This is a genomic window from cf. Phormidesmis sp. LEGE 11477 (assembly GCF_015207105.1).
Lineage (GTDB): Bacteria > Cyanobacteriota > Cyanobacteriia > Phormidesmidales > Phormidesmidaceae > Phormidesmis.
In genome coordinates, this window is sequence record NZ_JADEXO010000013.1 from 51,717 (window position 1) to 77,483 (window position 25,767).

The 25,767-nt window shown below is 50.0% G+C and carries 20 protein-coding genes; 4 read left to right on the top strand and 16 right to left on the bottom strand.

Annotation, left to right across the window (positions count from 1 at the left end):
• Positions 1-25 precede the first annotated feature (25 nt).
• On the top strand, positions 26-325 hold the full coding sequence (locus tag IQ256_RS06465) for a hypothetical protein (protein WP_193854723.1): 300 nt from the start codon (positions 26-28) through the stop codon (positions 323-325).
• A 72-nt stretch (positions 326-397) separates the two neighbouring features.
• Here IQ256_RS06465 and IQ256_RS06470 read toward each other — a convergent pair whose 3' ends face one another.
• The 11 genes from IQ256_RS06470 to IQ256_RS06520 form a co-directional block, all read right to left on the bottom strand.
• Complete coding sequence (locus IQ256_RS06470) at positions 398-1,138, bottom strand: ATP-binding cassette domain-containing protein (RefSeq protein WP_193854724.1); 741 nt, start codon at positions 1,136-1,138, stop codon at positions 398-400.
• A gap of 77 nt (positions 1,139-1,215) precedes the next feature.
• Complete coding sequence (gene devC, locus IQ256_RS06475; RefSeq protein ID WP_193854725.1) at positions 1,216-2,382, bottom strand: ABC transporter permease DevC; 1,167 nt, start codon at positions 2,380-2,382, stop codon at positions 1,216-1,218.
• Positions 2,383-2,401: 19 nt separating this feature from the next.
• Complete coding sequence (locus IQ256_RS06480) at positions 2,402-3,613, bottom strand: HlyD family efflux transporter periplasmic adaptor subunit (protein ID WP_193854726.1); 1,212 nt, start codon at positions 3,611-3,613, stop codon at positions 2,402-2,404.
• Positions 3,614-3,708: 95 nt separating this feature from the next.
• Complete coding sequence (locus IQ256_RS06485; RefSeq protein ID WP_193854727.1) at positions 3,709-4,758, bottom strand: aromatic ring-hydroxylating dioxygenase subunit alpha; 1,050 nt, start codon at positions 4,756-4,758, stop codon at positions 3,709-3,711.
• 61 nt (positions 4,759-4,819) lie between these two features.
• The gene (locus tag IQ256_RS06490; RefSeq protein ID WP_193854728.1) at positions 4,820-5,929 is read right to left on the bottom strand and encodes an aromatic ring-hydroxylating dioxygenase subunit alpha; all 1,110 of its coding nucleotides are present in this window, start codon (positions 5,927-5,929) and stop codon (positions 4,820-4,822) included.
• Positions 5,930-5,978: 49 nt separating this feature from the next.
• Entirely contained in the window at positions 5,979-7,301 is a 1,323-nt protein-coding gene (locus IQ256_RS06495; RefSeq protein ID WP_193854729.1) for a glutamyl-tRNA reductase, read from the bottom strand.
• 75 nt (positions 7,302-7,376) lie between these two features.
• Positions 7,377-8,990, bottom strand: a complete 1,614-nt coding sequence (locus IQ256_RS06500) for an FAD-binding oxidoreductase (RefSeq protein WP_193854730.1) — start codon at positions 8,988-8,990, stop codon at positions 7,377-7,379.
• A gap of 181 nt (positions 8,991-9,171) precedes the next feature.
• Positions 9,172-9,807 (bottom strand): L-2-amino-thiazoline-4-carboxylic acid hydrolase, encoded by a 636-nt coding sequence (locus IQ256_RS06505; protein WP_193854731.1) that lies wholly within the window; start codon positions 9,805-9,807, stop codon positions 9,172-9,174.
• Positions 9,808-10,172: 365 nt separating this feature from the next.
• On the bottom strand, positions 10,173-11,171 hold the full coding sequence (gene hemF, locus IQ256_RS06510) for an oxygen-dependent coproporphyrinogen oxidase (protein ID WP_193854732.1): 999 nt from the start codon (positions 11,169-11,171) through the stop codon (positions 10,173-10,175).
• A 304-nt stretch (positions 11,172-11,475) separates the two neighbouring features.
• Positions 11,476-12,513, bottom strand: coding sequence for a calcium-binding protein (locus tag IQ256_RS06515; RefSeq protein WP_193854733.1), 1,038 nt, complete (start codon positions 12,511-12,513; stop codon positions 11,476-11,478).
• 84 nt (positions 12,514-12,597) lie between these two features.
• The gene (locus tag IQ256_RS06520) at positions 12,598-12,774 is read right to left on the bottom strand and encodes a hypothetical protein (RefSeq protein ID WP_193854734.1); all 177 of its coding nucleotides are present in this window, start codon (positions 12,772-12,774) and stop codon (positions 12,598-12,600) included.
• Between the two features lie 429 nt (positions 12,775-13,203).
• Between IQ256_RS06520 and IQ256_RS06525 the strand changes: the two genes are divergently transcribed.
• On the top strand, positions 13,204-14,646 hold the full coding sequence (locus tag IQ256_RS06525; RefSeq protein ID WP_193854735.1) for a circularly permuted type 2 ATP-grasp protein: 1,443 nt from the start codon (positions 13,204-13,206) through the stop codon (positions 14,644-14,646).
• A gap of 43 nt (positions 14,647-14,689) precedes the next feature.
• Here the strand turns inward: IQ256_RS06525 and IQ256_RS06530 are convergent, their stop codons facing one another.
• Positions 14,690-15,190 carry a YcxB family protein gene (locus IQ256_RS06530; RefSeq protein ID WP_193854736.1) on the bottom strand — a complete coding sequence of 167 codons (501 nt, stop codon included), beginning with the start codon at positions 15,188-15,190 and terminating at the stop codon, positions 14,690-14,692.
• 91 nt (positions 15,191-15,281) lie between these two features.
• Between IQ256_RS06530 and IQ256_RS06535 the strand changes: the two genes are divergently transcribed.
• Both IQ256_RS06535 and IQ256_RS06540 read left to right on the top strand, forming a co-directional pair.
• Entirely contained in the window at positions 15,282-15,656 is a 375-nt protein-coding gene (locus IQ256_RS06535) for a helix-turn-helix transcriptional regulator (protein WP_193854737.1), read from the top strand.
• A 95-nt stretch (positions 15,657-15,751) separates the two neighbouring features.
• Positions 15,752-17,764 carry a heavy metal translocating P-type ATPase gene (locus tag IQ256_RS06540; protein WP_193854738.1) on the top strand — a complete coding sequence of 671 codons (2,013 nt, stop codon included), beginning with the start codon at positions 15,752-15,754 and terminating at the stop codon, positions 17,762-17,764.
• Positions 17,765-17,860: 96 nt separating this feature from the next.
• Here the strand turns inward: IQ256_RS06540 and IQ256_RS06545 are convergent, their stop codons facing one another.
• From IQ256_RS06545 to IQ256_RS06560, 4 genes are all read right to left on the bottom strand, one after another.
• Entirely contained in the window at positions 17,861-18,232 is a 372-nt protein-coding gene (locus IQ256_RS06545) for a response regulator (protein WP_193854739.1), read from the bottom strand.
• A 57-nt stretch (positions 18,233-18,289) separates the two neighbouring features.
• Positions 18,290-20,995 carry a response regulator gene (locus IQ256_RS06550; RefSeq protein ID WP_193854740.1) on the bottom strand — a complete coding sequence of 902 codons (2,706 nt, stop codon included), beginning with the start codon at positions 20,993-20,995 and terminating at the stop codon, positions 18,290-18,292.
• A 30-nt stretch (positions 20,996-21,025) separates the two neighbouring features.
• Positions 21,026-23,416, bottom strand: coding sequence for an FdhF/YdeP family oxidoreductase (locus IQ256_RS06555; RefSeq protein WP_228024630.1), 2,391 nt, complete (start codon positions 23,414-23,416; stop codon positions 21,026-21,028).
• A 93-nt stretch (positions 23,417-23,509) separates the two neighbouring features.
• Positions 23,510-25,681: a cation:proton antiporter gene (locus tag IQ256_RS06560; RefSeq protein WP_228024631.1), complete on the bottom strand. Its 2,172-nt coding sequence runs from the start codon at positions 25,679-25,681 to the stop codon at positions 23,510-23,512.
• Positions 25,682-25,767 lie beyond the last annotated feature (86 nt).

The following is a 25,767-nucleotide window of genomic DNA, read 5'->3' on the forward strand; positions in this document are numbered from 1 at the left end:
ATTTAGACTACAGCTTGATTGGATTATGAGTGTTCAAAGGGTACTAGGGTATCTATTGGGATTTTGTTTGTTGATAGCTGCGATCGCCTGTGGATTCAGTCAATTTCCGCAGTGGACTGTCTTGCTATTAGGCGTGCTGTTTACAGCCGCGTACATCAACAACAAATGGTCAATCTGGAAGGAGCTAGTCCAGCGAGACTTGTCTAGCGATCGCCGCTTCCGCCTGCGAAATTTCTATCAGGCACTAGGTGCAACTTACTTGATTGAAACGGCGATTGTCTTTGCTTTCTACTGGCTAGGCCGTGGCGTTTCTGGGCTGCTGTAGCTGACTTAGCCTCATCTGAAATCGCAAATACAGCGGTTCTCGGATGTATTTAGGAACTAGCATTTTTCTAAACTAGGCCGCTGACAGTAGCCGACCGTCCTCCATATGAAGAATGCGATCGGCAACGTCTAGAATTCGATCGTCGTGGGTCACTAACAAAACGATGCTGCCTCGTTCTTTTGCTAAGCGATACATAATGTCCACTACATCTCGACCTGACTGTCTATCTAAAGAGGCTGTCGGTTCATCTGCTAATACAATCTTGGGATAGCTAGCCAATGCTCTCGCGATCCCAACCCGCTGCTTTTGCCCACCTGAGAGCTTATTGATGGGATAGTCGATGCGATCGCCTAGTCCAACTTCTGTCAATGTGTCAATAGCAAGCTGATCGATATCCTGATGCGTTTGGTGTAGATAGTCTGAATGCAGCTCTAGAGACATTCGCACATTCTGCTTAGCCGTTAGAAAGGTGAGTAGATTATGAGCTTGGAAAACGTAGCCAATCTGCTGCCGCACGGCTATCATAGCTGGCTTACTCGCCTTTTTCATCTCTTTTCCTAGTAGCTTCAAGCTGCCTGCTTGAACCGAACGCAAGCCTCCGATCAGCGTTAGCAGGGTTGTTTTCCCCGAGCCTGACGGACCGGATATGATGACTATTTCACCCGCGAAAATAGACAGGTCAATGTCAGATAATACTCGTTTTCTAAGCTCGCTGCTACCGAAATAGTGACTGAGCTGCTTTGCCTTAATTAACGGTGTCTCAGCGTTGTCCAGGCAATGATTTTGAGCAAATTGAGTATCAGACGATAGCATAGCAACTAGGAGATGAATATTCTGATTTTGAACTATTCGATTTTGAACTATTCGATTTTGAACTGTTCGATTTTGAACTAGAAGATATCGGCAGGATCGGCGGCCTGCAGTTTGCGCGTCGCTACGACACCCGCGCCGACGCACATAACAATCGTTAAGAACAGCACCATCATCGCCCGGCTTGCTTTCATGCCAATGGGAAGCAATGTCGCCGAGCGAAAGAGAGAATATAGCCCGCTAGCTAGTAAGAACCCTGGTAAAAAACCGAGGATAGCTAGCATAATGGCTTCTTGCGTGATCAGCATGATGAAGTATCTATCGCTGTAGCCAATTGCCTTTAAAGTTGCGTATTCGGGTAGATGATCTGCTACCTCTGTGTAGAGAATTTGATAAACAATAACAGCGCCGACCAAAAAACCGACCACTACCCCCAATCCAAATGTAAAACCAATTGCCGAGCCAGTCTCCCAGTAAAGGCGCTCGCGAGTAGCAAACTCTTCTAGGGTCAAAACTAGCAAGTCATCTGACAGTACAGATCTCAAGCTCTCTTGGACATCTGCAATAGTTGTTTTATCAGCAACTTGGATAATACCCACATCAATCTCCCCAGCCGAACGCTGAGGAAATAGCCGTAAGAACGTGGAGTCGCTGGTGACTATGTTGCCTTCTGCCGAAAAAGAAGATCCTAAGAGAAAAAGACCTACAATCTCGATTTCTAAATCATTTACCTGAACAGACAGCTGAGGATTCGTTTCTAATAGACCAGCTACATCTCCTAACTGAGATAGACCGCCGCGATCGTACAAAGCCCGATTCAAAAGCTTAAGCTGATCCAACTGTTGAGTAACCTCAGGGGCGTCGAAGGCAGGGCGCTGGGGGTCGATACCGTAAACAAAAATTTGTCGGCTAGCGCGGTTGTCGGGGTTACGCCACGCCGCCTGGCCAATATAGAGCGGACTGATAGCGTCGACGCCGCGCACGCCCGCTGCTCGATAAAGTTCATTTCGGGGAAACGTTTTGACCGAGGCTAAGTTGTCTGACAGTTGATTGACTAGAAAGATATCTCCTTCCAAGCTGGTATAAGGGCTCACTTGAGAATCAAACAGCGCATCTCTAACGCCTAGCTGAAAGAACATCAAAAAGTCAGCAAAGCCGATGCCCGCGATTGCCGCTAAAAGACGAGCTTTTCGTGAACTCATCTGTAGCCAGGCCAATGGAGTTGTGCGAAAGAATCTGCCGAACATAGCTCATCCAAATGAGAGATTAGAGGGACAACTGCGGCTGAGCAGCTGAGCGGTTAATTAGAAAGCCAACCGTCACCTGTAAGTTAGTGAGATTGGCCACTTGCTGACTGTCCTCAGGGCTGAGGTGAACCCTAACTTGAACAACTTTCTGGTCAAGGTTTTCGCCGGGTTCACCGCTGGTGACTTCCTGCGGTAAAACCTGCCATCCAATTTGCGCTACGACAGCGTCTAGCGGCTCTGTTAATGATTCACTGGTTATAGTGGCCGGTTGACCGCTATAGATTCTGCGGATATCGGTTTGGTAGACTTCGGCGATCACCTGCATTTGATCGGTTTGACCGATTGCCGCAATTCCAGCTTCGGCGACTACCTCCCCAGGTTGAACAAATAGATCGAGTACCCGCCCGGCAATGGGAGTGCGAACGTAGGCACTCGCTAGATCTCCTTCTCTTCGCTTGACTGCCGCAGCTGCCTGCGCCACTAAAGCTTGAGCGGCCTCTACATCGACAGGCCGCACCTCAGAAATCCTATTGAGGTTAGCCTTGGCTTGGCTGATTTGCGCTTGAACAGTTTCTATTTGCCTGACTTTCTCAGCTCTGGCCTCGTCGAGCCGGGCCTGGGCTGTTTCTGATACTAACTGTCTTCGTTCTAGCTCTGATTCAGAGGTTGCCCCTGACCGATAGAGCGATAAGTAGCGCGTATACTCTGCAGCAGCAGTTTTCACCTCTGCCTGGTAGCGGTTAATAGTAGCTGCGTTGGTAGCCGTATCACCAGCTAGCTGCCGCTGCAGGCGTGAAACTTCAGCTTGCTGGGCCGCGATCTCACCCGGCTGGGCTCCGGCTTTGATTCGCCCTAGTTCAGCTTGAGCGACATCGACTTCAGCCTGGGCTTCTAGCAGGTCATTTTGTAAGCGATCGCGCGATTCCATCACCGCAATCACCTGTTTTGCTTCGACCTGATCTCCCCGCTGAATCAGCAGCTCTGCTACCCGGTCATTTGCTAAGGGGGCCGGGACGGAAACGTCAATCACCTCTGTAATCGGCTCTAGCCGTCCAAGGGCGGTGACTTGCTGCAAAGCCGACTGGGTGGGAGATTCCACAGCGACGAAGTCGCTGGTCTGTCTAGATTGAGAGACGCTTACCGCTGTGAGCGCGGTCGCTATTGGTGTGGCGATCGCCATCCCGATCAAAAGCCAGCGGTGGGTAGGTTTGAACAGCATTTGAAAATTCATAAGAGTCGCTTACCAACGGGCAGCATCATTACCTCGGTTGTCCTTACGAGTCGGACAGTCCCTCTTGCACACGAATCACCGATAATTCGACAGGGTCAACCACTGCCGACTAGTGCCGGGTACTCGCTGCTCTCTAGGGGCTGAGTCGATGGCTGGAGTCCCCAACCTTGGGCATAGTATTTCTGCCTAAGCTTACGGAAAGTCAAATCTAGAGCGTCTGCGGCCACATGCTGCTCTTCAGAAATACGCGGCATCACCTGCGAGGGAATCGTTTCAACCACTTCTGTATCTTCATAAGCCAGCTGATAGTCGAGCTTTCTCACCCATCTATCTAAAATAGGCAGCGGCGCAATGTTGCGATATAAAGTCCGCTTAGCACAGGTGGTGTGATCGTCTATCGGTACAAAGGCAACTAAAATGCCGAATCGAATGTCTTTGTCATTGCCCTTGCCAATGCTGATTTCTGCCAACGTCACGTTAGGCAGGTAAAAACTAAGTCGGGTAGTAAGATCAGGGCGACCTCCTAAAACGGTGTTTAAGATGCTTTTAGAACTGCCTAATGAGCTATACGTCACCGAAGCAACAGCGCTCCAGTCATCAGCTTCAACCGGATACCGGATTGCCTTATCAAGAGGAATTCGCTGACCAAATGACTTGCGGTGGATGGCAATCACATGGGCAAAATCGATATTAGCCTGCATCAAGCGAGCATAGTTAGCGTGCTCAAGTCCCTCATGACGTACGGGATGGAGGGTAGAAAGATAGGCCGGGAAAGTGGGCAGCGGTGGGCGATCGCCAGCGGGCAAATCACCATAAAATAGCCAGATATAGCCATATTTTTCTTGTACAGGAAAGGTTTCAAGGCGCGCTCTAGGGGGAACTGGAACCTCGGGGCCATTAGCCGGAATGAGCGTACATTGCCCATCTGCCTGGAAACTCCAGCCATGGTATGGACAGTGAATACAGCCATTCTCGACTCGCCCCAAAGACAGAGCCGCCCCCCGGTGGGGACACTGATCTTTGAAAGCGACGACTTGGCCCTGCTGGCGGTAAAGTACAAATTTCTGGTGCAGAATTTTCACTTGCTTGGGTCGATCGGTTACCGCTGCGCTAAATTCACAGGCGTACCAAAAGTTCTTTAACATGGAAACTCCTAAAATCTTTGAGGCAATCTGTATAGCAAAGTAAGGATGCAGACCAGAGAAATCAAATCGAGGAACCGGCCTTAGCATCCACAACCAGCTGATCGGTTACCGCCACCTCAAGTTGATCGTTCAGGCGATCGGTGATCTGAGCAGGTTGAGAGCTGGGCTTTGTTCCCCATCCGAGCGCGATGCATTGCTGGCGAAGCTTACGATAGGCTAGGGGAAGGGCATCTGCTGGCGTATGGACTTCTTCGGAAAAACTATCGGGAATCACGGGTGGATATTGTGATTCGCTCACCGCTCTGTCTTCTTCGCAGACTTTGTAGTGAAATTTCACAAATAGCGGATCGATCCACCGCTGCATCCACCGCTGTATAAAGACATTGCGAAACTGCATCCGTTTGCTAATAGTTGTTGTATCGTCTACGGGTAGATGAATGGCATAGTTCACCATCTTGCCTCGCACAAAGTCGCTTTCCACAATCGTAATGTTGGGCATGTAGAAAGTTGTTCGGGCGTTGAGGGTTGTGCGCGAAGGGCGAAAGAAGAGTTTGAATATTCCTTTAGGCTTGGTGTAGTTGGCGTACTGAAGCTTGGCGCTAAGGCCCCAAGGACGAGATTCTACCTGATAGGGGGCGACTCGAGGATCTTCGGCGAATCCGGCTCCAAAGGAATTAGCATGCACGGTTGCCATATGGGCTGGACACAGTGCGTTTTCAATAACTCGGGTATAGTGAGCATTAAACTTGACCGATACAGAGATGGAGTGAAAGCTCGGATCGTCATACTCTGGCAGGGGGGGGATCGGTGGCCGCCGAGCTTCAGGAAGATCGCCGTAGAAGATCCAGATAAACCCATACTTTTCTTGCACAGGATAGGTGGCTACCTGCGCTTTGGGCGGAAGCGATCCGGCTGGTCCGTTGGCCGGAATGTCTGTACACTGGCCGTCTGAGCGAAACTTCCAACCGTGGTAAGGACAGCGGATACAGTTGTCTTCGACCCAACCGAGTGAGAGCGCGGCTCCCCGATGAGGACACTGGTCTTTTAATGCCACAATCTGCTCTTGGCGATCGCGGTATAGAACAAAGTTTTGTCCTAGCATCTTAATTGACTTGGGCTTGTGTACGATTGCTGAGCTAAATTCGCAAGCATACCAGAAATTCTTTAGCATAGTGAACTCTAAGACGTGGGTTAGGTGAAAAGCTAGCGCTGTGGTTTGGTTAGACCGATGCAGGAGTTTTTAACTTCTGTTCAACTGACTTACTCTGTTCGTCTGCTTCAATCTCTAGATCGAACAGGCGTTGTACAGTTTCAATCGTGAGAGGGTAGGATGTTTGATTTCGCTGCGTACGCAGATGCACCATCGGATCGTGCAAGATCTTGTTGACGATTCTTCGAGTTAGCGTCTCAATAATCTCTTTTTGGTCAAATTCAGTGCCTAGTCGAGATAGGGCTTTGCGAACTTCCTGATCGCGAATGCTTTCGACCTTTTCTCTCAGGCAGCTAATGGTAGAAACAGTTTCTAGCGATCGCACCCATCCGCGAAACGTATCAATTTCGGCATTGATCAAAGCGTTTGCTTCTAGCGCCGCCTGCCGCCTATTTTCCTGGTTTTGATCCAAAACAACTGTTAGATCGTCTACGTTGAAAACCTGAACTCCGCTCAGCTCACTGGTATTAGAATCGACGTTGCGAGGCACGGAAATATCAATTAGCATCAGCGACTGATAGGGTGCTAGAGCTGCCGCTAGCTGGTCTCGCTCGATCAGGGGATGGGTCGCGGCAGTGCTGGTAAAGACTAGATCTGACTTTGCGATGACAGACATCATCTCTGTTGCAGGGTAGCAGGTGACTTGAGTTTTGTGAACTTCTCTGGCAAGTGCTTTTGCCCGGTCTAATGAGCGGTTGACTATAGCTAGTTGGGTAACGCCTTTAGCCGATAAATGCCTGATCAAAAGTCTGGCCATCTTGCCTGCTCCTACAACCGCAATCTGGCTGCTTGCCAGATTGTTGATCTTAGTAGAGGCTAGCTCGACTGCTGCGGCGCTGATAGAGATCGCCCCTTGACTGATGGATGTCTCGGTTCTTACCCGTTTCGCGACCGTGATCGCCTGTTTAAACAGCTGATTTAGAATCTGTTTGGCACCTTTGGTTTTCTGGCTCAGCCTGTAGGCGTGCTTAACCTGCGACAGAATTTGGCCTTCACCTAGTACCAAACTGTCGAGCCCCGCCGCCACCCTCATCAAATGACGAACTGCTGCTTGCTGCTGTTGTACAAACAAATGTTCGTTGAGTTCGGGCGCGGATAATCTGCTCTGTTTACAAAGAAAATCAATAACTTCCTCTGTTCCTTGCTCAACTGTATAGACCGCAACGTATACCTCTAGCCGATTGCAGGTGCTGAGAATGGCGGCCTCTTGAATATGAGGACCGCAGCACAGCTCAGAGATAGCCGCTTCGATTTGAAGACTAGAAATACTGAGTCGTTCACGAACCTCTACTGGTGCAGTCTTATGACTGAGACCAACCATTACAATGTTCATGCTCGTCCTGATTGATGCATTGTTACTCATAGTGAATAGATGTGATAGAAGAAGGCGATCGCGCCGCTATAGGGCTCAGACCAAACTGTACGAAAATTCGCTCAATAGCCAAGCTACTAAAAGTGCAAATGCCGTCACTGTCAGGGCTTTAGCAGGCAGCCCTGAAGCCTTTGGTGTGGGCTCCCCCATAGCTGCTATCTGCTCTTTTGGCACGCTGCTATCTTGTATGCTGTCATCTGGCGAACCGTTAATTGGCACAGTAGGCGCAGCGGCTTCAGGCGTGGCTGCTTTTGATGGGAGCATGGGAGAGCACGTATTCTCCTCGTACTCGATAAAGCCAGGATTAAAAATGCCTTGAGGGTCGTACCGGCGCTTCATGTCATTGAGGGTTGACCAGTAATCTCCGAATTGCTGTTTCCACTGTTTACGATTAAAGTCTATCCAGCTCACTAGATAGCGTTTGCCTCCTAGCTTGAACCCTAGATCGCTGAGCTGTTCTAACTGCTTCAGCACGGGCTCTAGGCGAGCTTTCGGCACGGTAGGATACATGCCAAATCCAAGGATTAGCTCTTCTTGAGGCACGGCAAACATGGGCCGATGCAGGTGACGAGAGAGCAAACTGAATGAGCCAATCGGGGTAGCGCGAAAATCAATGAACGAAGGTACTTGTGCTAAGGCTGTTTCAATAAACTCTTGGGCAGCAGAAGCGGGCAGCATGACATCTAACCAGGGGTTGGCCGTCTCTACTGGACGCGGCACCTGCATCAAGGGTTGAACATACGCTTCAAATGCTGCATCTTCTGTGTGAACATGACGATAGAAATTCAAACTAGATAGAAAGGCGGTCTCATCTAAATCGCTAACTTGTTCTAGTTCGAGAGTCGCCTGAATGCGATAGAACCATTGGACAATGGGGCGAGGGCCATTTTCTGTTCTAGAAAACCCAAGAACGCAGGGCGAAAACACAGTCAGTAGAGAATCAACAAGTTCTGATTGGACTATCTTCTGCTGATCTTTTAGCAGCACGGACAGATCGTCGTAGCACAGAAAGTAGGTTCGAGTATGAGGGCGATAGCGCCTTAACCGATGCTGCACTTGGGTGATAATGCCAAACTGTCCGTAGCCACATAGCACGTGGTCAAACAGCTCACGATTTTGCTCAGGTGAGCACCAAAGAATATCTCCTGTAGAAGTTACTACCTCTAGCGCTAGGCAGTTATCCGCCTGGGAACCATATCGAAAAGAGCTTTGTCCTAACCCAGCCGCCGCATGGGTCCCGCCTAGGGTTACATCAAGATTGTTCGTCAAAACGGGAGGAATCACACCTTTTGGCAGCGCCGCATCTACAACCTGCTGCCACGTAGTGCCCGCATCCGCTCTAAACCACAGCTCGTCTTGATTTAGCTCGTGTAGTTGATTTAGGCTTCTCATATCTAGAAGAATGCCATCTTGACTGAGGGCCTGACCATTGAGAGAATGGCCAGCGGCGCGGGTAGAAACGTGAAGACCTTGGGCGATCGCATATTTCACCACAGCAGCTATGTCCGCAGCGCTGTTTGGCCGTACAACAACTCGAGGTCGCTTATGCACAGCTCCTCCAAAGTCGCCAGAGACTGCCTCTAGCGCTTCTGCTGCATCGGTGACATCGCCAGCTATCAGCGGCTGTAAATCTGAAACTAGACTATTCATATTTCTATCTTCTGTTAGTTGTTAGCTTAGTTGGCTTAATTTAGTGAGTTGACTTAATTTAGTGATCGATTAGCTATTGATTCAAATGACAGTTCAAAGAAGTTTGTTGTTTTTGGCGCGATCGCTAGATATACAAACGCCCTCTTCTTCACCTAAGCGCTTACCTAAGTGTTCGCCTATTTCACGGCTTGTAGAGCTTCATTTTGAGCATTCTGAAACCAATTCGTACAATAGTGGGTCCGAGACGGGCAAATTGGCCTAGGGCGTTTGCTAGGTTGCGTTTTTCCGCTGTACACTGAGTGACAAGTGGCGTTCGAGCGGCTCTTTCATACTTAAAGACACACACGCAATTCCCTTCTGCTTTTTTACTGAGGATTTCCGCCTTTAAGCCTGGAAAAGCTCTTCTAGCCGCTTCTTGTTCCATTTCACAAAACAGAGTACAGGGCGTATCAAACCCATATTCTTCAGCCAAGCCTATAAACGGACAAACTCGTTGAATTTCTAGCGCGGCGTCTGTATTGTGTTGTGAAACATCAACAACTTCAGTCTTGAACCCCATAAGTCCTAGCAGCGGAATTGCTTTCTGGAATCCTTTCGCTAGGCTGTTATCGTCGATAAACGCTCCCATTAAAGCTTTCTGCTGCGCGGGGTAGTGTTTCAGCATTGCCTCGTAGGCCGCGTCATCTCCTAGCTCTGCGGCTAACTTCTGATATCGAACAAATCGTTTCCTAAATAAATTGTTTGCTTTCGACTCGTCGAGCTGAAGAATATCTGCCATTTGCAGATCGCCTTGCCCTCGTTTTTCTATATCGTTCATTTTATCGCTTAGTAGATATATGTTCGTAGTTAGGCTTCCAAAAGTGTTAGAGGCTAGCGCTCAGAGTAGAAATAATTGTTGCTAGGGTAAGGTATCTAAGGCAGTTGACATAGACCAAAATAGTTTCTACTTCCCGCTGAGAACCCAGGCAAGTGAAATCTTTTACCCGATTGAAGTTTGAATCTGTTTCCAGGCTAAATAGCGATTTTTGGTTAATCCGAAATCTTCGAGCCGAACTCTTAGACTGTGCTCGTTTTCTCGCTAACAAAAATAGTGCTTTCATGGGAATACCGCTGTTTGTAATAGATATCTACCGTTCGTCGTGGGAAGTGGCTATTTGCAGGACAATATCAAGTAAATTGTCTTCAAACCCAGGCGCGAGGCTGCTGTAAAACCTGCTTGAGGGCAGCTTCTGCACTGCCAGATGCCGGCTGGTCATCATAGGTCCAAGCAGCAGCCGGAGGCATACAGTTAAAAACACTTTGTGGTGTCACCATGCCGCTCGCTAGGCCAAACCGAGCGCCCCGGTCTGAGGTCAAGATAAATTCGACATAGCGCCCCCTTACCAAACGTTGCCATTGTTTGTTGGTATCGGTGAAATCTGCATCCTTTCGCCGTGCAACAATAGGTAGATAAGCTTGAGGAAATGCCTTGGTACAGGCTTCTACAAATTCAAGCAGTTCCTCAGCGGAAAGATCATTTAGCTGATCGAAGAAAATACCGCCGACACCCCGGCTTTCACCGCGATGTGAAATATGAAAGTACTGGTCACACCACTGCTTAAAGCGGGGGTAGTAGGTGGTGTCATGCTGGTCACATACCTGCTTATGCGTCTGATGAAAATGCTTGGCATCCTCTTCGAATAGGTAAGCTGGCGTTAGATCTGCCCCTCCACCAAACCACCAGTATTGAGGCTGATCGCGCTTACCAATTTGAAAATAGCGATAGTTGCAGTGGGCAATTGGCACCATCGGATTATAGGGATGAATCACAAAGCTTGTACCTGTTGCAAAGAAAGGTGTGCCCGCCTTGTTCTCTTCTTTGTCTGCCTCTTTGGTAGTTAAGGCTCCTGCCTTTTGAAACGTGACTCCGGGCGGCAGTTCACCGTTGATAGCAACGAAGTTTACGCCGATCTTCTCGAAAACGCTGCCGTTTTGCAACGAGCGATCGATGTAAATGGCATCGCTACTGTTCTCTCCAGTCACCCAATTACCATTATCACGAGCCCAGCGTTGTTCGCTAAACAATTGACCATCTAACTGCTCGATAGAGCCGCAGGTATGATCGAACATGTGTTTAAAGACGGCTTCAGTCTTTTTCAAAAAGGTTTCGTGTTTCTGAGTTTGTTCTAGTGCTTGAGGCATTGTGACTCCTATAAAGCTCGATAGATGTTTGTCTGTTGACTGCGTAGTGCTCTAGCTAGATAGACCTTTTTAGCTTCTGCAGACAACAGGAACGCTAGAAGACTTTAGCCAGCTCAGATAAGCGACACATTAGAATTGTTCGGATCAAGTGGGTCTAGAGTAATCCTGAGGCGATAGATAGCAACTAGATCGCTTTTGAAAACAATCCTGTTCCTAGGACAGTATCTGCTGGAGTGATAAATCCAACTGGGTCATCATTGCCAGCATTGGCGAGTACTCGTCACTACCTGCTTCGCCTAAATCGCTACACGAAGCTGAAGCTGCCGCTATCCAAGCTGAGAGTGGAAACTTCTACATTCGCTAGCACTGCGATCAGATCGTTGTTAAAGAACAGACCCGTACCTTGAGGTACGCCTTCAGGCGCTATCCCTAGCTGGTAATTGCCGGCATCTGCTAGTAGTTCGATAGTGTCTTTCTTAATCTCAAAGTCAGTAATCAAGGCATAGTCAGCGTTACTACTAGCGGCGTAGAATACCTGGTCGCCAAAGATAGGATTGCGAAGGCCCAGTACGAAGGTGTCTTTGCCTCGACCGCCTGTTAAGGTGTCTTGCTCAAAGTCATCTACAAAGCCGCCATAAGGATTGAAACCCAATAGGCGGTCACGGCCACCACCGCCGTCGAGAAGATCGTTGCCAGTACCGCCAACTAGTTCATCATGGCCAGCACCGCCATAGACTTCATCGTCACCAATGTTGCCAATGACTAGATCGTGACCGTTGCCACCAAAGAGCACATCATCGTCGGCATCTCCATTCATTAGGTCATTACCGCCACCGCCAAAGAGTACGTCGTTACCGGCTCCAGCAAACATCTGGTCATTATCTCGTCCTCCATCTAGAAAGTCATCCCCTTTGCCGCCGTTGAGCACGTCGAAGCCCTTACCGCCAAAGATTTGGTCATCACCAGACTGTCCGATGAGATAGTCGTCGCCTTGTTCTCCATCTATTAAATCGTTACCGAATCCGCCGAAGACCAAATCATCACCCAAACCGCCGAAGAGTTGATCGTCGCCCGGAAAGCCAACTAGATCACCGTCATCGATGTCTAAGTCACCGTACAGTTGGTCTCGGCCCTCACCGCCATAGAGCGTGTCATTGCCCAATCCACCAGTGATGTTATCGTCGCCCGCTCCGCCGAAGGCAATATCGTCACCAGATACGGTGAAGATGCTGTCGGTGCCTGCCCCGCCGTCGATCACATCGTCTCCTAAGCCAGTGACCAACACATCGTCCCCCGATGTGGGAAATGGAGTAGGCGCTTTTGTAGTAGGTTGCTTTTTCATAATAATTCTTCTTAATAGTGACAACGCTGTAAAGCGCAGATTTCAACGTATCCAAATCAAAGAACCTTCAGTATCAACAGGCAGCTATCTCACGTATTCCAGTTCGGAGATCAAGCTGTCCTCTAAATCTCTTTTGAAGCGATTTGGGTACGTCAACAACCTATCTTCTACTGGCTGATGTTCGTAAGTACCCACATGGGTACTAAGCGGTTTGTGTGAGTGCGATCGCATCCAATAGAGCAGGTTACCAAGGATGCTCATACGATGATTCTTAAGCATCAACGCTGCCAACAGTTGGATATTTCTGTATAACGAGAAACGAATTATTTTAGAGATAGCTATGTCGATCGATTGATCAAAAAGTCGAGCTGAAGATTCTCACCTTGTAGCAATGGCTATAATCTTCTACTTAGTGACTACTATCTTGAGCTTTGTAGTATCTTTGCTACTGATGAGAGAATTCACAAGAGAGAAATACATCGTGCCAGTATCAGCTGCGAGTCCGGCACTAACTATTTAGGAAGATCCGCTTGTGTTTATTGTGACCGCTCATCCTGCAGTTCTGATTCTCTAGATCAACAGTCCAAAAGGCGACGCCTGCTACGGTTAATACAACTAGAACACGGAAATAGTAACCGTTGAACGCTATGCTGATTTGTTGGTATTCCACATCACCTACTAACCTTAGAAATGAACTTTGATGCGTACGATCCTCAAGACCTCTATGATGAGTACTTTGCTGAGGCGGGGAAGCTGCGCCCTGACCTAGCGCCTATTTTGGAATGGTTTCAGTCGCTACCGTCTCAAGATATGAGCCAGGTAAAGGCAAAGCTAGAAGACGTTCTAGAAGAGCTAGGAGCTACTTTTAGCCTCGATGATGAAGAGCGGGTGCTGCCTTTTGATCCGGTCCCTCGGGTGATTACGGCTGAGGAATGGCAGGAGTTGACGGCTGGCCTTAGGCAGCGGGTCACCGCGCTGAATCTGTTTTGTGCCGATGTGTATAGCGACCAGCGCATTATCGCCGAGGGCGTAATTCCGCGCGATGTGATTGAGTCGGCTTTGCGATTTCGGCCAGAGTGCATGGGAATGAAGCCACCCAAAGGCATTTGGTGTCATATCAGCGGCATTGACTTAGTTCGCAATAGTGAGGGCAACTGGTGCGTGCTAGAAGATAATTTGCGCGTCCCTTCAGGGATTGCCTATGTGCTAAAAAACCGTTTGGCAATGGAGCGAGTGCTGCCAGAGCTGATGGCAAAGTTTGATCCTAGGCCCGTAGCGGACTATGCTAAGCAGCTCAAATCGGTTATGGATTCGGTAGTAGATTCTGTGGCGGCCAATACCAATAGTCCTGAATCTAACCGCCATATGGCTGTACTAACGCCAGGTACACACAGCTCTGCCTATTTTGAACATCAGCTTTTGGCAGAGCAGATGGGGATCGCGCTGGTTAGCCCAGAAGATGTGCTGATGTCAGAGGGCTATCTTTGCTATCGCACTGACGACGGCCCTCAACGGTTAGATGTGGTGTATCGGCGCGGCGATACGGAGATGTTTGCCGACCTGGATCTAGGAGAAGACTATCCCGATAGCGCGGCTACACTAATCGATCTGTGTCAGCAAGGAAAGCTGGCGATCGCGAACGCTATTGGTGCAGGCATTGGCGATGACAAGGTAATCTACGCCTATGTGCCAGAGATGATTCGCTTTTACCTAGATGAGGAGCCGCTGCTGCCGAATGTGCCGACCTATCTATGCTGGCGAGAGCGCGATCGCGACTACGTGCTAGACCATCTAGAAGAACTAGTGGTCAAAGCAGCCAGCGCCGAGGGCGGCGATGACATGCTAGTCGGCATTAATTCCACCGCTGAAGAACGGCAGGCATTTGCCCAAAAGATTCGAGAAAAGCCCAGGGAATATATGGCCCAGCCGACCGTATATCTTTCACAGATTCCGACGGTTGTAGAAGGTGGCATCGAGGGACGACACACGGACTTGCGTCCCTATGTGCTGCACAAAGGTGACGAGATTTATGTGCATCCGGGCGGACTGACACGAGTAGCGCTAGAAAAAGGAAAGCTGGTTGTGAACTCATCGCAGGGTGGCGGCGCTAAAGATACCTGGGTGCTGAAATAGTGGGAGTCTGTGGCGCTCGAATAGGGGTTTAGTTCTATCACTTCTACTGTATCTGCTTTGAGATCCGTCTTTTTAGTAGTTCCAAGAGTCTTTCGTCATCTTGGCTCTGCAAGGCGCGGCGGGGAATGACGCTAAGATCGCGCGCTCCGTGGTATAGCAGATAGAATTCCTGGTCGCGCTGCCAGGAGTGATAGAACGACCACTTTACTTCTGAATCAATCTCATCTGTTTGAAACCGGATGGCGTCTTCTCGAAAGCGCAGGCGATATTCTGACTTGAGCTTTGGCTGCGAACGATAGATGAACTGAGGCAGCAACAACAGTGAGTAAATGGTTAGTGCTAGTAGGCAAACGCTAAGAATAATTAGCAGCCATGCAAAAAATGGGATGCCGATCGATTGCAAAAGATAGAGACCAAGCGCGAGCATTAAAACACTGACTACACCATCGCGCCAGAGAGCAAGCTTGGTTTTGTAGTAGCGCCGAATTGCTCGGATGTATTCACTGCGCCGAATAGTGAAAGTGACGTCAACAAAATCTGCCAAGCCGGATTGTCCTCCCAAGCTTTGAAGGAGATCTTCAAGGGTGAATGGTTATCAGTATCATAAAAAGGTCGCTCAAAATCAATCAACGACTATGGAATCTCAGAAGGCTACCCAGGCCGATGTCCCCAGTTGCGAAACGCCTCTAGTTCATCTAGATAACGTGCGGCAGGTGCAGCCAGAGGTTTTAGAAACTGAGAAAGCCCAGCGGATGGCCGCATTTTTTGGGGCGCTTTCTGATCCACATCGACTGAAGCTGCTCTCAGCCCTCGCTCGGCAAGAGCTGTGCGTTTGTGACCTGGCCGCTGCGGTGAAAATGGGCGAATCGGCGGTTTCTCATCAGCTACGGGTATTGCGATCGCACGGCCTAGTCAAGTATCGCCGCCAGGGCCGCAATGTCTGCTACAGCCTAGCTGACGGACATATTGCCACCTTATACAAAGAAGTCGCTGAACACCTAGATGAGTAAATACTGATGGGGAAGAGCGCTAATAGTCTAGCGCTTGTGCTGTAATATCTGAATAACCTTTCATATATTCAGATATAAGCGATTCAGGGAGTGCTATGACAAAATCCGTTTCTTCTAGTAGCTGTTGTGATCATTCTCATGGCCATCGCCATAGCCTAGACAGGGTTGATTGGCGAGCAGAGCTGACGCCAGCTGCGATCGCCATTGTGCTTTTCATCTTCGGCATCGCGTTCAAGCAATCGCTGCATAATACCCCCTATGCCATAGCCGAATACGCTGTTTTCCTCCCGGCCTACCTGCTTAGCGGCTGGAGCGTGCTGACTACGGCTGGCCGTAATATCCTGCGAGGGCGCGTCTTTGATGAGAATTTTTTGATGACGATTGCAACGCTAGGAGCGATCGCAATTCATGAGCTGCCAGAGGCGGTCGGCGTCATGCTGTTTTTTCAGGTGGGCGAGCTGTTTCAGGGCTATGCTGTGGGGCGATCGCGTCAGTCTATCAAAGCGCTTCTAGAAGTACAGCCTAATACCGCCAACCTCAAAGTTGATGGCGAACTGCGGGCGGTCTCTCCTGAGTCGGTAGAGATTGGCGATGTGGTGGTAGTGCGCCCCGGCGAGAAAGTGCCGCTCGACGGCGAGATTCTGTCTGGCAAGTCTCAAGTAGACACCTCGGCGCTGACTGGGGAATCTGTTCCTCGCAGCGTCAGCGTCGGTGAAACCGTGTTAGCTGGCATGATTAACCAGTCGGGTCTGCTGGCGCTGAGAGTGACTAAGCCTTTCCACGAATCTTCTATCGCTAGGATTCTAGAACTCGTCGAGAATGCCAGCAGTAAAAAAGCACAGACCGAGCGATTTATTACCCGCTTTGCCCGCTACTATACGCCGATTGTGGTGGTACTTTCTTTGGCAGTGGCTATCTTGCCACCGCTGTTGGTGCCAGGGGCGACCCAAGCTGAATGGATTTATCGCGCGCTGGTACTGTTGGTGATTTCTTGTCCTTGTGGTCTGGTAATCAGCATTCCGCTGGGCTATTTTGGCGGCATCGGCGGCGCGGCCAAACGCGGCATTCTAATTAAAGGTTCCACGTTCGTAGACGCACTGGCTCAGGTGAAAACGGTGGTATTTGACAAGACCGGCACGTTGACCAAAGGGAACTTCCTTGTGAGTGAAGTGGTCACACAAAATGGACTGAGCGAACATCAGCTATTGAAACTTGCGGCTCAAGTAGAAGCCCAGTCCAATCACCCGGTGGCGCAATCGATTCGAGCCGCTTACGGTCAGTCTGTAGGCCAGAAGGGAGGCCAGAAGGGAGATCAAAATAGGCTGCAGCCCTCTAGGGCAAAAGACTTTGGAATACAAGCGTATGAGGAAATTGCGGGCCAAGGCATTCGCGCTCGTCTAGGCAGTCAAACGGTACTTGCTGGCAACGATCGGCTGCTGCATAGAGAAAATATTCCGCATGATGTATGTCATGTGGACGGAACGGTGGCGCATTTAGCCATTGATGGCAGCTATGCGGGACGAATCGTTATTGCTGACGAGCTAAAAGAAGAATCGGCAGCGGCCATTAGCGCTTTAAAGAAACAGAATATCTGGACTGTGATGCTCACAGGTGACAGTCAGTTTGCTGCAGATACGGTAGCTCAGCAGCTAGGTCTCGATGACTACCGGGCTGAACTACTGCCAGAAGATAAAGTGGATGTTCTAGAAACGTTTTTGTCCTCTGCTACTCAGACTCGAAAGAACAGTCACGCTCAAAAGAATACTCACAAAAAAGTTGCTTTTGTGGGTGATGGCATTAACGATGCGCCAGCGATTGCTAGAGCGGATGTCGGTATAGCCATGGGTGGCCTGGGCTCAGACGCGGCGATCGAAACGGCAGATGTGGTGGTCATGACAGATTCGCCTGCGAAAGTGGCTGAGGCGATCGCACTCTCTCACCGCACGCTCCGCATCATTTGGCAAAACATCATCATTGCGATGACTATCAAGGCTGTGTTTATTGCTTTAGGAGCCATCGGCATTGCCTCACTGTGGGCGGCTGTGTTTGCCGATGTCGGCGTAGCTCTGCTAGCTATTCTTAATGCTAGCCGAGTTCTCCGCGCCTAGCCGCCAGCGACCAGGCAGTGGCAACGGCCTAGCAACAATAATGTTATAGCTAGTAGCCAAATCGCAGGAGAGCTGTTTATCTGCACCCAAACTTGGCTACCAGCCTAGAAGCTGGGTAATCGTCTCAACTAGTCGTTTGCATTTAAAGGGTTTAGCAATAATGCCGTTAACGCCTAAGTTTATAAATGCTTTGTGATCGCAGCTTCGGGCGTTAGCGGTCAACAGAATCACTGGAATCGTACGAGTTGACTCGCCAGCCTGAAGCTGTTGATAAACGGCAATACCGTCTTCTTCTGGCATGACAACATCTAGCAAGATTAGGTCAAGCGGCTGCGACTGGGCGATCGCAATTCCCTCTTTTCCAGCAGCGGCTGCCCAGATAGACCAATCTGTCTTACTCTCTAAAGAGAACTGAATAACCTCACGTATGCCTTCATCGTCATCAACAATCAATATTTGCTTTGGCATTCTATTTTGTCCTGTCGCTCTCCTCTTATAGAGTTTTGGCTGATAGCGCCTTGGCCATCACTGGCTAAAAGTACGGATTTGATCGCGTCCTGCTGTTTTAGCCTGATACAGGGCCTGATCGGCATGGCGGTATAGCGCTTCAATCGTTTCGCCATCTGCGGGCGAAGTAGCCATTCCTCCACTCAGGCTGACTCGAAACTGTGGTAGTGAATTTGTCCGACTAGCTGCGGACAGTCTCGCCTGAAAGACATGCTGACCAAAGCTCTCGCGCAGCGCATTCAGCCGCTGCATTGCCTGCTGGCGTGAGACATTGTATAAACCCACCACAAATTCTTCTCCCCCCCAGCGAGCAACCACGTCTTCCCCTCGAAAAGCTTTGCGTAGGTACTCTCCAAAGACCTTCAAAACCTGATCGCCCACATCATGACCATAGCAATCGTTGATCTGTTTGAAATTGTCCAAGTCTAGAAGCGCCATGCACAGAGAAACTCCCTGACGAGCCGACAGCCTCAGCAGCCGCTCTAGCGTTTTTTCCGACTGACGACGACGGCTTAATCCTGTAAGACTATCAATTTCTGCTAGCTGGCGCAAAAGCCGCAGCCGCTCTAGCCGATTTGAGATTCGCCCAATCAGCTCAGGGCCAAACACGGGCTTGCTGATATAGTCGTCAGCGCCTGCCTCAAACACCTGTCGTACAATCGCAGGCGCTGTATGAGCGGATAAAAACAGAATTGGAATCTGCGCGGTTCTGGGATCGCTGCGAATCACCTGACAAATCTCTATGCCGTTGAACTGCGGCATCTCAAGATCTAGTATCAATAGATCGGGCAGGGTCTGTTCTAGCACCTGCCAGAGCTGAGCCGGTCTAGATAAAAGTGTGAGCTGAAATCCCCAATCATCCAACAAACTTTGCAGGTGTAATAGCGTCTGCGGGTTGTCGTCTAGCGCCACGATCCGAACGTCTGGAGGCTGATACTTAGAAGCTGTGTGAGCAACAGTTTCAACGATTTGAGCGGCGTCTACTGGTTTGGGTAAAAAGATACCTCCTCCTGAGCGCACTACCTGCACTCGCGCGGCCAAGGTGTCTTGATCGCTGATGACCACAATTGGCATAGCCCGAGGCTTTGGCAAAGCGCGAGCGCGAGCGTTCAACTCGGCTAAAAATGTCAGTCCTTCATCCCAGCTTGCAGCGCAGCTCGGGTCAAAAGAAATTACGGTCGGAAACTGCTGAACCAGCCGCTGCCGGGCTTCTTCGAGCGAGTAGGCAACTTGAGGGCAAAGGGCTGAGATTGTGGCTTGGTAAAGCAGCGCCTTAACCATCTGTCGGTCGCCGTCGATAATTAGCCAGTCGTAGGTAATAGAAGACTGAGAGGCTAGTAGCGGAGGAGATAAAGACTTTGAAGTGGCCTCTGTGTTTGAATCTATATTTGAAATAGCATCTGTAGCTAATTCTGTAGCTGATATAGATTCACTCTTTGAGATCGGCTGAGTCGCTGCAGTAGCCGACACTGCGCCATCTGCAGATATAGAAGGCTCAGAAGCAGAAGTGTTGGAAGATTCAGCCTCAAAGAGATCCAAAGACTGCTTGAGCGAGCCAATTAGCTTTTCTAACTGACCGATTTTCGTCGTGGTCAAAGGGGCAGGCATTCGCAGATATATCTCAATTTGGCTAGCTATCTGCGAGGCCTGAGTAAAACCGAAGCTACCGAGCGTGCCTTTCAAGGTGTGGATAGCCGCTTGTGATCGCCTTAGCGCTGTATTTTTGATGGCGCTGTCTCTTAGAGCAGCTCGATTTTTTAGAGCATTCTGATTTGAGAAGCCATCTTTCTCTTCTAACCCTGCCGAGTTTAACCCTGCTGAGTCACCTGCTAAGCCTAGGGTCTGCAGGCTAGGAATTGCTTCAGTTAAGCTGTCAACTAGCTCTAGATACTTAGCGCGGTGTCGCTTCCAGGCAGCTCTTAGCGGATCTACAGCTAGCGAGGCCGCTGGTAGCACTGAAGTCTGCGGTATCGCCTTTGGCTGTTCTGTCAAAGCGGACGCTGATTCAGGCAGCGCCGATGCAGTCTGAGCCTGATGAGCATCAGCGCTGCCAAGTCGATAGCCGAGTCCGTAGACTGATTCGATCATGCCGACGATTCCAGCTTGCGTCAGCTTATGCTGAAGGCTTTCGATCTGGGCTCGAACGACGCCAATAGCAGGCAGGCTTTCTACTGGCCACAGCCTTTCAATTAGCCCATTCAAGCTAAAGTTTCGATGCGGGTTGTATAGCAGCAGCTCTAGGATGCCGTACTCTCTATCGGTTAGAGAAAGTCGCCGCTGATGACAAAACACCTCACAGCTCACCGGATCTAGGCAGACATCTGACCAGACTAATAGAGGTAAAAGCTGGGATCGACCCTGATGCAGGACTAGGCGCATCTGCACTAATAGAGTCTGTATATTGATGGGTTTGATCGCATAGTCATCAGCGGCTTCTGTGCTGATGATTCTATCAGCCACTGTCTTCTCGGCTGTTAGCAGCAGAATTGAAATGTTAGGGCTTTTGCGGCGAAACTGTCGACAAATTTCAATACTCTCTAGCTCTGACAGGCAAAGACCCAATAGCAACAAGTCATAGCTGCTCTGCTGAACTAGCGCTAACCCGGCAGCGGCATCAATGGCAATATCTACCTGGTAGCGATAGATTCTTAGCGATCGCACCAGACGTCTAGACAAATCAAGATCATCTTCAACGACTAAAACCTTTATTGTGGGTATCAGCATAGATCTTCCCTGCTCACCTATTTTCTCAGCTCATCTATGCACGAGTACTGGCACTCGCTTAAAGGCAGGGGTATGAGATTTGGGATCAATGACGGCTTTCATCAATACGTTGGCCTCAGGGTAGAACATTAGCGCTGCGCCGGATCGAATCGCGCCGCTGATAATCTCGATGTTATTCAGCGCGCCCGCCTGGCCTTGAACCGTAACTCGCTGATGATCCGAAAATCCGCCTGCTTCGATGTCTTCGGGATTCATCAGGATGCACTGACGATGGGGCATCCCTCGATATTTGTCGCCGATTTTGTAGACGATGGTGTTGTGCTGTCGATAGCTTCGAGCCGTAATCAGGGCCAGTACAGTGCCGGGCCGATCGCCGAAGTCAATCGGTTTGGGCAATTCTAGATACGGTAGCGGCGTTAGCAGCATTTCGGCTCTGCCAGAGTCAGTTTTGAACTGCGGGGTCGTAAAGATGCGCCCGGTGATGGTGAATTCTGCTTGGGTTTGATCGATCTCTCCTATCTTTTGGTAGCCAGGAATGGTTCTAGCTATCAGCTCGCGCACGTAGCGGGTGTCTTGCAGTCGACGCCAATCAATCGGCGAGCTGCCATGAAGGCGATGAGCTAGCTCGGTAAGAAGCTCAACTTCTGAGACTAGATCGGCAGCGTTCAGGTGGCTTTTGCCTTCGTCATTAAGTCGCACAAAGTTGTTACCAGATTCAACTGTGGTTTTGTGAGGATTCTCAAAGCGATTGAAAACGGGAAGAATCAGCGTTTGTTTTTGGCCTAATCCATTAAAGTGACCTAGGTTTGGTTTGGTGGCGACATAGATAACGGTGTCTATCTTGCTAAGGGCCCGCTTGGCCTGAGCTAGATCTGGATTGGCCGCGTAGAAATTGCCGCCTAGACAGAGCAACGTATCTACCTGAGCTTTATCAGCCGCTTCGATCAAGGCGCGGGCATGGTAGCCGGGTTCGCGTCTAAGAGAGCGTCCTGTGATCTTCTCTAAGGCTTCTCTCAGCGCGGGTTTAATGTCATTTTTCACCCCCATTGAGCCAAAGCCCTGCACGTTTGAATGACCGCGAATCGGCATGACGCCCGCACCCATTTTGCCAATATTGCCAGTAAGTAAGGCGGTATTGGCAATAGCGCAAACGTTGTCAGTGCCGTTGGCCTGGTGAGTGATCCCCATTGCCCAAGCAAAGACGACTTTTTTAGCCTGAGCAATCAGGGTGGCTGCCGCTTCGATCTCTGTCTTAGGAAGGCCACAAATTTCGGTGAGTGTTTTCCATTCGGTCTGCCGCGCCTGGCTTACAACAGCTTCCCAGCCTTCCGTATGGGCCTGTAAAAAGTCATTGTCGATTAAATCCCTTTCGATCAGAGACTTTTGGATACCAATAAATAGGGCTAGATCGGAGCCAGGAATAGGCTGCAGAAATAGATTGGCAATATCAGAACCGGGAATGAGCGATCTGACCGGGAAAGCAGGCGAGCCGTATTTGACTAGGCCCACTTCGCGAATCGGGTTGATGACTAGAATGGTGCCACCGCGATCGCGCAGATTAATCAGTTCGTTCATCAGCCGAGGGTGGTTGGCTGGCGCGTTTGAGCCGACTAGCACCACACACTCGGTCTGCTTCAGGCTCTCTAGGCTCACGGTAGACGTGCCAGAGCCGAACATGCTGCTAAGCCCTGTAGTCGAAGGACGATGACACAGATCAGAGCAGTCGGCCAAATTATTCGATCCTAATAGCCGCATCATCAGCTGGAGCAAATAGGCCGCTTCATTAGACGATCGCCCCGAGCTATAGGAGGCGACGCGCTCGGGTGGCTGACGAAAGGCTTTTGCCATCAGCTCATAGGCTGCGTCCCACGTAACTCGCCGATAGTGAGATTTTCCCGCATCCAGTATCACCGGAAAGCTGAGGCGGCCTAGCCGATCGGCCTCCATTGAGCTGAGCGCCTGTAGCCGATCGATACTGTGGGTTTCAAAAAAGTGAGGTTTTACTGGCGGCTGCATTTCAGCAATCACCGCTTCCATGCTTTTCATGCAGCGCTGCACTTTTTCGCCAGCTTCATTGGTAAAGCCCCCTTTTTGTCCGCCTGTTCCCCAGGCGCAAGAGAGGCAGGCACTTTTATGAAACAGCGCTTTCCAGACCGGCAGCCCTTGAGGTGAAAGGGTATTTCTCGCCCAATATTCTATGACGGGCAGGCCCCCACCTATCTCTTTGCCTGAATCAGCCTGTTGCTGTTCTAGTTGCTTTGATAGCGGACTTTCTACTGTTCTGGCCTTTTGCTTTGCCTCTTTTTCGGCGTCAGTCTGGGCATCGATCTGGGCGTCAGTCTGGGCGTCAGTCTGGGCGTCAGTCTGGGCGTCATCACCCTCTGTTTCAATATTCGCTGTTGAGGAGGAAAAATCTTCCATAATAGTTGCGATAAGAGCTGCCTATAGTCCTTAGCTTAGCCGAGCACTCTTCTCTTCATCTATATTTTAATGACGCCGAATCCTAACAACTGGTCAAACAGCATTGGCTATGGTGGGTTCTCCTACTAAAATGACTGATTGGTTGAGCTGGTTCAACAAGGGAGCAGTCGTGGTACTGAGGCTAAGACCGCTGCCGACTCGGTGACGCTGCGATCGCAATACCACCACATCATATCCTTGAGAAAACTGAACAATACCTGCAATCCGATTATCTCTAACCTTTAGCACTACCTCGATCTGGCATTGAGCGACGGGTAGCTGCTGGATGAGTCTATGAAGCTGCGATCGCATACTCTGTTGATAGCTGCTCGAAACAAAAGGACTGCACACATACAGCAACGTCACTTTTCCCTGATTGGCTGCTGCTATCACCTGAGCTAGGCGCAATACTCGAATGGTCATCGGTGAAGGCGTTTCGATCGGCAACAGAATATTTTTGAACTGGGTTGGCGATTCTAGCAGGCGAGCGACTACCACCGGACAGTGCGCCGACCACAGCACGGCGTCGTGAACCCGACCGATCGAGCTCATCTGCAGCAGCGGTGTACTGATGACTGGAGCATTTAGCAAGCTAGCTTTGAACTTGGGCGGTCGGCCCATACCCAATACGATCAAATTAGCGCTTTGCTCACGACTAAACAAACAGATAGCCTGGGAGACGCCGTAGTCAAGCCTTAGCGCAGTCTCTAGGGGCACCGACCACAACTCGTGAATTGCCTTGGCTGCCTCCAAGCGTCGACGGCTGTGGGCGATCGCCCGAGTAAGCTGCGGTGAATCCATCTGCTTTTGCGCGATCGCGACTGCTAGCGCCACGACCTTTCCCCGCTCATACTGGGCGATGATCGCCGCTAGCTCTAGTAGCCGCAGCTCAGTTCTAGGGTTATAAACCGGGACGATGACGGCATAGATATCACGATCATCAAAATTCACAGATTCAACACTTTTAGCACCGCCATCTGGAACTGGTAGCCAGCTCAGGGGGGCAACATCCTCGCTTGTTGCCTGTATGGATAGTCGCCGAGCCGTTTGAGCCGTCACCAATGGGCCTAATATGGCGGTCACTAGCATCAGCAAAATGACGCTATTAAACACCTGGGCGTTGATGATATTGGCCTGATAGCCGACTAGCGCCGCTGCTAAAGTGGCCGCTACTTGGGGAATTGAAAGAGACCACATTGTCCAGGTTTGGATCCAGCTATAGCCAAAGCACCATTTGGTAATCAGTGAGGCCAGCAGCTTGGAGCCCAGCAGCGTCAACACAATGAACAGCGGCAGCTGAATAAATTCAAACAGACTCCGCAAAGCCGCCAGATCGAGCAGCAATCCCATATTGATAAAGAACATAGGAATAAACAGAACGCTGCCGAGAAATTCTGTTTTTTCTTTGACGGCTCCATCGCCGATCACGCTGTTGATCGCTAGCCCCGCCAAAAAAGCGCCGATGATGCCTTCTACGCCGATCATCTGAGCCACTACCGCCGCCAAGAAAACCGAAAGCATTACAAACAAAAACTGGTTGCCCTCATCTTTACCAGTCGATCGAAAAAAGGAAACCGCTAATCGCTTGAGTCCCCATAAAACGGCGACTGTATAGAGCCCTAACGAGCCCAACAAACCGACCAGCTTCACGGCGGTAAAATTGTCTTTGCTAATGCCTAGACACACGGCCAGCACAATCAGCGCGGTAATATCGGTAACAATCGTCGCCCCTACGGTAATGGTTACCGCTTCGTCACTGACCACGCCTAGCCGCTGAATAATCGGATAGGCCAGCAGCGTGTGGGAAGCCAATAAAGAACCAATCAGGACAGCCGCTAGCCAGCCAAAGCCAAAGCCTAGTCCTAAGACCAGGCCACTGACGAACGGAATAATAAAGGTGAGCGTGCCAAACGTGAGCGAGCGATTTCGAGTTTTTTGAAACAGCGCTAGATCAATCTCTAAGCCGGCTACAAACATTAAATAGATTTTGCCAATCTCAGAGAGCAGCTTCATTGTTTCTGAGGCGGGATCGAGCCAGCCCAAGGCGCTACTGCCAAAGACAATGCCCGCCGCTATCAAACCCACCAGTCCCGGCAGCTTCAGTCGCTCAAAAATAGGGGGAATAATCAGCGCGATCGCCAGCAGTAAGACAAAAGTAGCGATCGGTGATCGCAGTGTCTCCATGGCCGATGTCACCAGCAACAAAGGCATCCACTCAAACGACATAGACTAGCTTCCTACGCGAGGCGTGACATTCTATTCTCCCTGTTAAGGAGCGCTTTTAGATAGAGCCCCTTTAGATAGAGTAGATC

Excerpts from the sequence above, each read along its gene's own strand:
- IQ256_RS06505 (WP_193854731.1), bottom strand. The coding sequence starts at position 9,807 with ATGAACGATATAGAAAAACGAGGGCAAGGCGATCTGCAAATGGCAGAT.
- IQ256_RS06500 (WP_193854730.1), bottom strand. The coding sequence starts at position 8,990 with ATGAATAGTCTAGTTTCAGATTTACAGCCGCTGATAGCTGGCGATGTC.
- IQ256_RS06535 (WP_193854737.1), top strand. The coding sequence starts at position 15,282 with ATGGAATCTCAGAAGGCTACCCAGGCCGATGTCCCCAGTTGCGAAACG.
- devC (WP_193854725.1), bottom strand. The coding sequence starts at position 2,382 with ATGTTCGGCAGATTCTTTCGCACAACTCCATTGGCCTGGCTACAGATG.
- IQ256_RS06490 (WP_193854728.1), bottom strand. The coding sequence starts at position 5,929 with ATGCTAAAGAATTTCTGGTATGCTTGCGAATTTAGCTCAGCAATCGTA.
- IQ256_RS06545 (WP_193854739.1), bottom strand. The coding sequence starts at position 18,232 with ATGCCAAAGCAAATATTGATTGTTGATGACGATGAAGGCATACGTGAG.
- IQ256_RS06555 (WP_228024630.1), bottom strand. The coding sequence starts at position 23,416 with ATGGAAGATTTTTCCTCCTCAACAGCGAATATTGAAACAGAGGGTGAT.
- IQ256_RS06550 (WP_193854740.1), bottom strand. The coding sequence starts at position 20,995 with ATGCTGATACCCACAATAAAGGTTTTAGTCGTTGAAGATGATCTTGAT.
- IQ256_RS06560 (WP_228024631.1), bottom strand. The coding sequence starts at position 25,681 with ATGTCGTTTGAGTGGATGCCTTTGTTGCTGGTGACATCGGCCATGGAG.
- hemF (WP_193854732.1), bottom strand. The coding sequence starts at position 11,171 with ATGCCTCAAGCACTAGAACAAACTCAGAAACACGAAACCTTTTTGAAA.
- IQ256_RS06540 (WP_193854738.1), top strand. The coding sequence starts at position 15,752 with ATGACAAAATCCGTTTCTTCTAGTAGCTGTTGTGATCATTCTCATGGC.
- IQ256_RS06485 (WP_193854727.1), bottom strand. The coding sequence starts at position 4,758 with ATGTTAAAGAACTTTTGGTACGCCTGTGAATTTAGCGCAGCGGTAACC.
- IQ256_RS06495 (WP_193854729.1), bottom strand. The coding sequence starts at position 7,301 with ATGAACATTGTAATGGTTGGTCTCAGTCATAAGACTGCACCAGTAGAG.
- IQ256_RS06465 (WP_193854723.1), top strand. The coding sequence starts at position 26 with ATGAGTGTTCAAAGGGTACTAGGGTATCTATTGGGATTTTGTTTGTTG.
- IQ256_RS06515 (WP_193854733.1), bottom strand. The coding sequence starts at position 12,513 with ATGAAAAAGCAACCTACTACAAAAGCGCCTACTCCATTTCCCACATCG.
- IQ256_RS06525 (WP_193854735.1), top strand. The coding sequence starts at position 13,204 with ATGAACTTTGATGCGTACGATCCTCAAGACCTCTATGATGAGTACTTT.
- IQ256_RS06520 (WP_193854734.1), bottom strand. The coding sequence starts at position 12,774 with ATGAGCATCCTTGGTAACCTGCTCTATTGGATGCGATCGCACTCACAC.
- IQ256_RS06470 (WP_193854724.1), bottom strand. The coding sequence starts at position 1,138 with ATGCTATCGTCTGATACTCAATTTGCTCAAAATCATTGCCTGGACAAC.
- IQ256_RS06480 (WP_193854726.1), bottom strand. The coding sequence starts at position 3,613 with ATGAATTTTCAAATGCTGTTCAAACCTACCCACCGCTGGCTTTTGATC.